Raw genomic sequence first — 9279 nt, 5'->3', positions numbered from 1 at the left:
ACCCGGAACGGCTGCCTTCAGGAGCGCAGATTGGGATAGCAGACGTTCCAGCCGGCGCGTCAGCTTCGCGCCTCATTCGAGCCGTACAAGCGTAGCCCGGCTATTCCTGAAAGCAGTTGCTCGCTCGTCGAGATTGATATCTCACCAGGCGCCTATGCATAGGCAGTATCGTTCCATACGCCCCTGCGTTCGTAAGTTCTGATGGAGGTTCGTATTCAACAGACCTCTAGCAGTTTCGCAGAATTAGTCGGAGACCTGAACAAACTCATACTATGCAACATTTCTTGAACTTCTTCCCACTGCCGCAAGGGCATGGATCGTTGCGACCAATCTTCGATCTATTTGGCGCGCGACCGCCAGGCTTCGGTTGAGAGATATTGCGGTTGCCGTTGACCACCATCCCCTGCGTCAGATTATCCATGCGGGCATCCCGCTTCCACGGGAAACGCACAGCGAGGCTGGCCCTGGGTAATCCGTCGGTCTCACGCACGAGAAGTCCGAACCAATTGTCGGCGCGGTGAACATATTTGCGGCGTCGGCAATGGCTGGCGAGCGCCTCGAGCGAATCGCTCGGTAAAGCCCGACTGCAATGGATTGTGAGCCCGGCATCACCTGTATCGAACCCTAACGTGAAGTCGTGGGGCCGTCCGTCAAGACGGGTACGCCGAGCAACATCCTTCATCCCTTGGTCGAGTTGTTTGACGGTATCGCCGTTGATGTTGAGCAGGAGGAAGCCGAGATCGATCAGGTCAGGATCAGCCTCGTGTTCGATCTTCTCAATGACCCGGGCTACATGTGTACCCGTGAATCTGGTTAGGATGCCTTTTGGCGTCGCTGTACCTGGAATGCCCTCCCGCCGGACCGTCATCGCTGTGTCGAGGTCGAGCGAAAAATGATCCGCCACCATCGCGACGCTATTCTCATCGTCGAACCAGAGGTTCTGACTCAAATGGTAACCCAGAATGGCGAGTTCGTTCGTCCCTTGTATGCGTTCGGCATAGCCAACCCGCCGGTCGATATAGCTGAGAAACCGCAAAGGGCTGGCGAGCATCTCAGCAAGCACGTCGATTAGAAAGACGTCGGCGACCAAGGGGGCGTGGATAACCGCATCATCCTCATATTGGAGGAAATGCCGCGCTTGGACCGTTAGCACCGGATAGTGATCAGAGACCGCGCAAAGGATATAGACATTGCTCAGTTCGGGAATTTCGAGCTTGGCTCCGTCCTCCTTCATGAAGTTCAGTTCTGGCCGGCTGAGCGAGCGAGCGCAGAGCAAACCTTGATCATAGGCGTCTTGGACGGCCTTCTGGAAATCGTCGCGCAGCGTCTGGTCGTTTCCCTTACGCGACTCCAGCGTCATCTTCTTCGACTTGCACTGGACGATCAGGGCTCGGTCGCCAAACAGGACCAGCACGTCCATCTCGGAAACCCGACCATTCGCAGCTTCGATGTTGACGTTGGTATGAACATTCTGCTCGCCGAACACTGACCGCAACCGCTTCGCTACGAACTGCTCAGTGAAAGCCCCTCGGTGCGCGGAGGCTTTGGGGCGATAGGATTTGTCCCTGACCATCCAATAAAAGGGAGAGTCATAAAGGGACTCAACGATCCCGTATGTCTGAAGCGAGAGGTAGCTCCCATCCGGGAGCGCCACGATCGGGCACGCGTTGGCCACGTTGAATGCGCCGAGCGAAGTGAAATCCTGATTAGCGGGTGCCGCGACACTAATGGCCGCCAGCGCGGCTCGCACTGTCTTTGCCGACAGACCGCAATGCCCTACGATCTCATCGATTGTGGTTGTGAAGGCTGGCAGCAAGGACGGAAGAGAAGGCGATTTGGCCTTGAGGCGCGATAATACGCTGACGATTTTGCCGGTCTGAATCTCCGAGATTGCTTCGGCAACTGCCTGCGCGTCTGCGATGCAGAAACCCTTGTTCGCGGTCAGCCATCCTTCGTCTGCGGCGTACCGTTCGAGCGCCATATCTCGATACTGGAAGCTATAGGCGGATTCGCCGCCGTAGAAGATGGGTTCCCTTAGCACATCGGCGCGAGTGAATGGGGAAGAAGGACGCTCCGCTCCTTCCTCCTGCATTGCTTTCGCCGTCTCGATGATTGAATCCCACATCGGTCGGCCCAGCCGCTCATGCAACTCATTCAGCAATGTACCGGTTCGATCGAACAATGCCTGGATTTCTGCCGGCGTCGGTTCACTCAGGTCAATGGGCTGGCGGATCAGCAGGCCGAGTAAGGTCGAGAATTCGGTCCGAACCGTTCGACCAGGCGCATAAGAGGCAGCCAGCGCCTCGCTCCCCATGGCGCCATCGAAGGTCACATAATTGTCCCGCAGCGACATCCAGGCAAGCGCGTGCGCAAAGCCGGGTGCGGCGCATAGCTCCGCGAGATGGTCGAAGATGTCCTGCTCCGCGCGGGGTTCTGTCGAGGCCATGATACTGGGAATTAGCCCGCGACGACGCCGTATTCGCCAAGGTTTGGCGCTCGCTCCTCAACGACGAGCGCGACATAGCCCACCATGTCGCGGGGGTTGAAAACGCGTCCTACCACGTCCCAAACTCTACGGTTCTTTGGGTCGTGCCGATTGAGCCCTTGAAGCACGCCTGGGTCCACGATCATATCACCGATCGCTGGAATGACTCCGGCGAAGCTCTCTATGTCGAATTCCTGTTGGCTATCCTCCAGCGTGCCGTCTGACTCTCGAAAATAGATACGAATGTGAACATCAACCATGTCATGTTCCCTCATCTGATCATTCTGAATGGGCTAGTCGTGCCACTGGGCATTTGCAACGATCTTGTTTTGTTCCTTGCGGAGGGCTATCTGGTTAATGGTTCTGAGAATGGCTTTGCGTCGGGATATCCGTTCGTCAGCCGCCCCAGTCTCTATGGCATCCGGCGGGAACTAGATCGTGAGGGACTTCGTGCTGATAAACTTGAGGGTAGATGGCATTTTGACGGGTGCATTCCGGTTGACATTGTCACTGACTGTCGCGCCTTTAGCCTAACCACTAGGTAAGGTCGTCGACCACCTTTACCTTCATCCGTTCATCGGCGAACATAACCATGGCACTTACATCCGGAGCCGGCGAACGGGCAGCAAGGCTAGGGCTTAGATATCAAGACCGCGCCTCCGCCCACCTTGCCTATCGCGCAATATTGGACGGTACGCTGACATTTGTAGCGTTAGCAGATGATCATGCTGGCATGTTCGACGACCTCGTCATTGGTATCGCGGGCAAGGTCATTGGGCATCAGTACAAATCATCGGGCAAGCCTAAACCGGTGGGCGTCACGGGCCTATTGCTCGGCTCAGATAGGGTCATCGCGGACTGCGCAGCATCCTTCGCTATGCTCGAAAGCGAATTTCCTGATCTTTTCGTTCAACTGCGTTATGTATCGTCGCATTATCCAACGACATCGGATCGCGGTAAATTTGGAGTCCCCAAGCGGGATTCGGCGGACTTTTTTCGCGATAAGGCGCGCCATCCAGATCGGTCGTTGGCCGACTGGCGATCAAGCGAGTGGAAGCCGCTCATCGAAGCGCTGCTACAGGCGTCTGACCTGACGGAGCCGGATTTTGAGCGCTTCTTTGGCCGTCTCGAATTCGCGCTCGGGGCATCGGCTAACGCGGAATCTCTCATCACTCAGGATGCCGCGGCTCGTGCGCAGATCAATGACCTGGCCCATACATTGGGCGACCTTGTCGGACGCAATGATGGCAGGACGCGATGGACGCGCCGCGAACTGCTGGATGCACTCGGTTGGACCGACCGGTTTCAGCTTCGTTTCGAGCATCGGTTCCCGCTTGGCGCCCATGTACAGAGCAATGAAAAGAGTGAGGCAGAATTGGAAGCGGCGCTGGGCGCGCATACCTCGGGCTATCTCTGTCTGATCGGGCCCCCAGGAGCTGGCAAATCTACCTTGCTCGAGCGCTTCGTGCAGCCCAGTCCCGAACGCAATGTTGCGCGCTACCTTGCGTTCATACCTGGCGAGGCACAGGGACAAGGTCGCGGCGTCGACGCCAATTTTCTTGATGACCTGAACAGTCAGTTCATTGGCTTCGGATATCAGTCGCAGCGTGCCAAGGACGACACGCTCGAGCAGAAGCGGGAGACATTCGAAAGGCTGCTCGAGCAAGCAGGCAAGCAATATGCGGCCGATGGGCAAATGACCGTCATCGTAGTCGACGGCCTCGACCATGTTCCTCGCGAGGAACGGCCCGATGCCAGTTTCCTGCGCGCGTTGCCACTTCCGCAGAGCGTCCCCAAGGGCGTCCTCTTCTTGCTAGGTAGCCAGCGGATCGACCTCGCCGATATTCCGCCCGAGGTCCGTGATCAGGCATCGGATGGCGGCCGACGGATCGAGATCGCACCGCTCAGTCACAATGCTGTGGCGGAGATGGTCATCTCGGTGGGCCTGGATCGCGAGCAGGTCGACCCCGCGGAGGTTTTCGCGGTGAGCCTCGGCCATCCGTTGGTGACGCGCTACCTACTCGGCAAGCTCCTGAGTGCCCGACCTGAAGAGCGCGAGGCTCTCCTAGCTGGCGGTTTTGAATATGATGGCGACCTTGAGAAAGTCTATCGCCAGGCTTGGCGCGACGCGCAGGGCGCCGGCGCCGATGTCTCGAAGACCCTCTTTGTACTGAGTTTCGCCGATGGTCGGATCGAGCCAGAGTTGCTGGCACAATGGTTGTCGAGCAGCGCGGTCGACAAGGCGTTCACACTTGCCCATCATTTGATCGACCATGGCGGTGGCGCTTGGAGGATTTTTCACAACAGCTTCCGTCTTTTCCTGCGTCAGCAGCGCATCACGCTCTATGGCAAGTCAGACCCGGCGTTCAGTGATCCTGTCATTTATCGGGGCCTGGCTGAACTGGCCGGATCAGCGCCGCAGACAAGCGTCCAGCGCTTCCTTGAATTCCGGTACCGCTTTCTCGCTGGCGATCTCGATCAAGCCGCAGCCTTGGTCAGCCGCCGGTACTTTGTTGGCCAGTTTGTCGATGGTCGACGCAGTTATGAGGTGAGCAACGATATCGGGGACGCTGTAGTCTGTCTCGGTGCCGATCCCAATCCCGCAGCCTTGTTTGACCTTATGCTCGCCCGTGACGAGATCTGGCGACGCCAAGACGCACTGACCATGGCCGAGCGGATCGTCACGGCGCAGATCGCAGCAGGCGACCTCGACATGGCGGTTGCTCAGCTCGATTCTAATCATGTCGCTGGCGATGAATGGCTTGTTATCGATGCCCTGCTCGACGACGGCCAAGTAGACAGGGCACGTCTGCTGTTCGACAGTGAGAATCCATGGAAATGGTTCGACGAAAGCCACGGCCAAGACACTAGAGAAGCCATGGAGGCCTGGGCCGACCTCGCAGTCGTGCTTCTCGAAGAAGAACAGATCGAACGGCGCATCCGCCTTCCGATCGGCAAACAGGGCAGTGATAAGGATTCGTTCTCCGGCAGGACGCGGGACGACTACCTCCTCGAGTTGCGCTACATGCTTGCGCGCGCGATCGTGCGCCATGATCCCGACCGGGAAATCACCGAAATTGCGACGCAGCATCGAGTAGTCCGAGGCGCCCACCTCGCGATCCTTCATCTTGAGAGCGCAGAAGCAAAGATGATTGCATCGCGTACCGAGGAAGCGCTCCAATGCGTGGCCGCGTATGCGACCTTGTCCGAAGGGCAGAATCTGCACGACAGCTGGCATCTGCATGCGGCCCGCATCGCGATTGCTGGCAACGATCACGAACTTGCGCGACGGTTATTCGCAAGGGCCGCAGTCCCAGACATGACCGGTCTCGAGCACAAGTCGGATGAGGTCGAGAACGCAGTCGACGCCATTCTCGGTTATACAGCGATCGCAGGCCAGCTTGGCGAGACGCCGGCTCAACCCGCGCTTCCGAAAGAATTTCTGTTCCGCGGAGTGCAAGCCCAAGCAGTGCGGCTAGGCACGCTGATCGGGGAGGTCAGGGCGGAGCGCCCGGTTGCGTCTTCGCAGATCGTGGCACAAATAAAGGCGTCGCTGGCATTTCTGGCAGGCGCAGTAACCAATCGACACGATGATGTGCTGCTCGGCTATCGCCTCCGGTACGCCGACAAACCATTATTCGATGCCATCTGCAAGCTGGTCCGACTAGTGCCTGATGCTGCGCCCGGCTTTGCGGCCGAGTTCGATGCATGCTTGCAATTGCCTGTTTGCAGCTTCCGCCAAACCCCGCAAATCCATCGCAGATTCGCCGAAACCATGTTCGCATTCGATGGCGATGCTGCCGCCGCGGTCGGCCGCCTAGAAAGGCCGCATGCCGGACTGGGCCATGCCCGTTCCCCGCAAGAGGCGATCGACTTGCTTTCCGAGCTCGCGATCGCCTTCGGCAATATCGGCTTGCATGAGCGAGCACGCGAGCTGCTGCACATGATGCGGCAAAAATCGCTAGGTTGTTACCTCGCGGCGAAGAAGGACGGGCTCTATCAGCTATGGGAAGGTGTGCTCACAGCCGCCAATCGGGCGGATCCGTCCGGTTCGGCCGATCGTGCCTTTCGGATGCTGCGGCTTACGGCCGGTGTCGACGATAGCGATGCGCATGATCAGGCCTGGCGCATGGCAAAATCGGTGCTTGTCGATTCGATCGCAAGTGGCACGGCAGCGGCTTGGGATGCCTATAGGTGGGCAAAGGAATCGGGCGTTTGGCATTGGGATGCGCTGGTCGACGCGGTTGCTCGGGGGATTTTGCGACGACGCCCGGATCTTGCGATCCCGCTCGCCATCACTTGGTCAGCGCTCGCGCTTCCCTATTATGAGGAAGTCTATAACAGCCTGACTCGTACCGGACAGTTCCTGCGTGATCTCGCTGCCGCAGCGCCTCAGGAAACGCTCACCGCCATCGAGCGAATGATCGTCACCAGCCTAGAACGCGATGCCAAACCATCGCAGCGAGCGCAGCTCCTCCGGGTTTTCCGGGACGGTTTGGCTGATCGCGACTATACTTCTCCAAGGGTGGACTTGGCCATTGACCGTTGGAATGCCGAGCCTGCTCAGGACAAAGATGCGCTCCCTGACTATTTCCAACTCAAATCCTTCGAGGATGTCGAGCGCGCGGTTGCCGTGGAGCGCGCCAGGCGCGAAGCGCAGACGAGTGTCCATTATGGTGATTTCGTCAACTACAAGCTCGGCAAGCGGATAGGCAGGATCATCGCGAATAAGACTTGGGAAGAAGCCGAGGCATTCGCCGCCCGAAATCCCGAGCTCGTTCGCGACCGGCCAGTGAAGACCGCTCTTGCCAGTACCGCGCTCGCAGCAGGCAGGCGTGGCTATGCCGAAGCGCTGTTATTAGGCGGCACCGAGACTCGGCAGGGATGGGGCGGCTGGGCAGACAGCAACCTACTCAACCATCATCGAGCGCGGCACCTGCTCGGCTGTCCCGACGCGCATAGCCGCGCCCGGGAAGATTTCTTGCGTGACCTTGCCGCAGGCGGCCACGGCACGGGCAGCGCGTTATGGGGCGTCGACGACATCTTTCCATTGCTGTTCGAGGCAATCGATTGGGCAGCACTTTGGGCGCGCCTCGACGAACAGATCCCTGAATATCGGGACTATCAAAAAGCCATGGAAATCCCCCGCAGCTATGGGGAGGAGGCAGACGATCTCGACCTGCTCGTTCTTCTGTTCCTCGACGCTGCGCAGTTGGGCGTTTCCGATCCACTCGAGCAAGCGGCTGCCGGTCTGCTGGAACTCGCTCAGGTGGAATCGAGTGAGGCGATAGCTGTCTTCTCGCGGACCTGCGAAAAGCTGGTCGAGGGCGACGGGCCAAACGCGTTGTTCGGCCTCCGCCTCTTGTTTGAGGCGCGAAGCTGTGATGGCATCACACAATCAATTAAGAACAAGCTGAATAGGCTGGCCGAGCATCAGGACGGGTGCGTCGCAGTGCTGGCGGAAATATTGAGCGGTATATGGGGCGGCGCCGCGCAGGTACCGGAAATCGAACTGCCGCCCATCTACGGGCTACAATTGCCACCGCTCGATTCCGCCACGGGCAGAAGTCTGCGCGATGCGGAGTCGCTGGGACCGGTCATCGACGATGCCGCCGCCTGGACAGAAGGATTTGAGAGCTGGATCGAGATGCTGGCGGACTATTCCGGCGTATCGGTCGCGAACATCCGACACCGCGCTGCCCAGCTGATCGCTGGATGGGGCGGCGTTGGCGCTTACGGCGCCAACGCTACCAAAGAGCTTGGAATCCGGCTCGGTGCGCTCGGCTTGCGACTCCCCTTTGTTCGCCCGCATATCGGGGCATGCATCCGTGCGCTGCGCGTGATAGTCGGCGAACATTGGCGCGCTGGGACTTTGTCGCAGGTCGAATTTGACCTGCTGCTCCATCGACTCGACGGCGGTCCGCTCTTGCCGCCCCGCACTAGCGTGTCGGCAAGGCCCGCGGATTTAGACTGGCCGACGTTGCCTGAGGAGCGCTGGAGTGCACGCGCCGAGGATTGGCTGCAGGCGGAGGGTATCCAACGTTTGACTAGCTCCGAACGAGTAGTTGGTGAATGGGCACGCTTCGCGGCGCTGGAATCGCGCTCACTGTTCAGCGAGGGGCTGCTCGTCGTCCGGGGTGTAAGGATCGGCACCACTGATGATCTAGATGGAGCGATCGGCCAACTTCCCAAGGTTTTCTGGTCTTGTGGAGGTATAGTTGACGTCGAGCCTAATACCCCCCCACCGATGGTGAGAAACTTGCGAGTGTCGCTAGTCGGCGAGCGATCCGAAATCCTGATGTTCGACCCCGTTTTAGCTAAGAGCCTGGGCTGGCAGCACTCGCGAGGTGATCCTTTCGTTTTTCTAAACCAAGACGGTCACGTCATGGCGGCAACGCGATTTTGGCGCGACGGTTGGCAACAGGAAATGGCGCATAACGACGCGCGCTGGGCCGAGGGGCAACGGGTTGAGCTAAGTGAGGCAGGCCTTGCTCAACTGAGAAGCTATGGCAACCTCCCCGAGTTGCAGATCCTCCGATGGCGCGACTTGAGAGCTCACCACACCAAGGAACAGGGCAGTTCCAGCTGGAGAAGCGGCGCACCACCGGCTAGCACCTGAATGTATGGCAGCTTTCAACGAGCTAATCCGAAGCTGAGAATGGCCGCTCTGTCAGCGCGAGCCGACACCGGTGCCGGAAGCCGGGAACGGCAGCTATCCTAAAATTGTCGCTCCGAAGCCGACCGTCGCGAAGGTCGAAGGGTTTCGGGCGCCGTCAGGCGTACGTAAACTCGAG

Annotated in this window: 3 protein-coding genes; 1 reads left to right on the top strand and 2 read right to left on the bottom strand. The window is 58.9% G+C overall.

Annotated features, from left to right (window positions below; translation table 11 throughout):
• Nucleotides 1–265: 265 nt before the first annotated feature.
• Together LC060_RS20820 and LC060_RS20815 are read right to left on the bottom strand one after the other, a co-directional pair.
• Nucleotides 266–2446: a nuclease-related domain-containing protein gene (locus LC060_RS20820; RefSeq protein ID WP_226638626.1), complete on the bottom strand. Its 2181-nt coding sequence runs from the start codon at nt 2444–2446 to the stop codon at nt 266–268.
• A gap of 11 nt (nt 2447–2457) precedes the next feature.
• Nucleotides 2458–2745 (bottom strand): hypothetical protein, encoded by a 288-nt coding sequence (locus tag LC060_RS20815; protein WP_226638625.1) that lies wholly within the window; start codon nt 2743–2745, stop codon nt 2458–2460.
• A 473-nt stretch (nt 2746–3218) separates the two neighbouring features.
• Between LC060_RS20815 and LC060_RS20810 the strand changes: the two genes are divergently transcribed.
• A complete protein-coding gene (locus LC060_RS20810) occupies nt 3219–9104 on the top strand; it encodes an ATP-binding protein (protein ID WP_226638624.1) in 5886 nt (1961 codons plus the stop codon).
• The last annotated feature ends 175 nt before the right edge of the window (nt 9105–9279 follow it).

This window comes from Novosphingobium profundi (assembly GCF_020524485.1).
Classification (GTDB): Bacteria; Pseudomonadota; Alphaproteobacteria; order Sphingomonadales; family Sphingomonadaceae; genus Novosphingobium; species Novosphingobium profundi_A.
The sequence above is the reverse complement of the archived record's forward strand: the minus strand, read 5'-3'. Positions and strand labels throughout refer to the sequence as shown.

Coding starts and splice junctions, on each gene's coding strand:
- LC060_RS20820 (WP_226638626.1), bottom strand. CDS start 2,446: ATGGCCTCGACAGAACCCCGCGCGGAGCAGGACATCTTCGACCATCTC.
- LC060_RS20815 (WP_226638625.1), bottom strand. CDS start 2,745: ATGGTTGATGTTCACATTCGTATCTATTTTCGAGAGTCAGACGGCACG.
- LC060_RS20810 (WP_226638624.1), top strand. CDS start 3,219: ATGTTCGACGACCTCGTCATTGGTATCGCGGGCAAGGTCATTGGGCAT.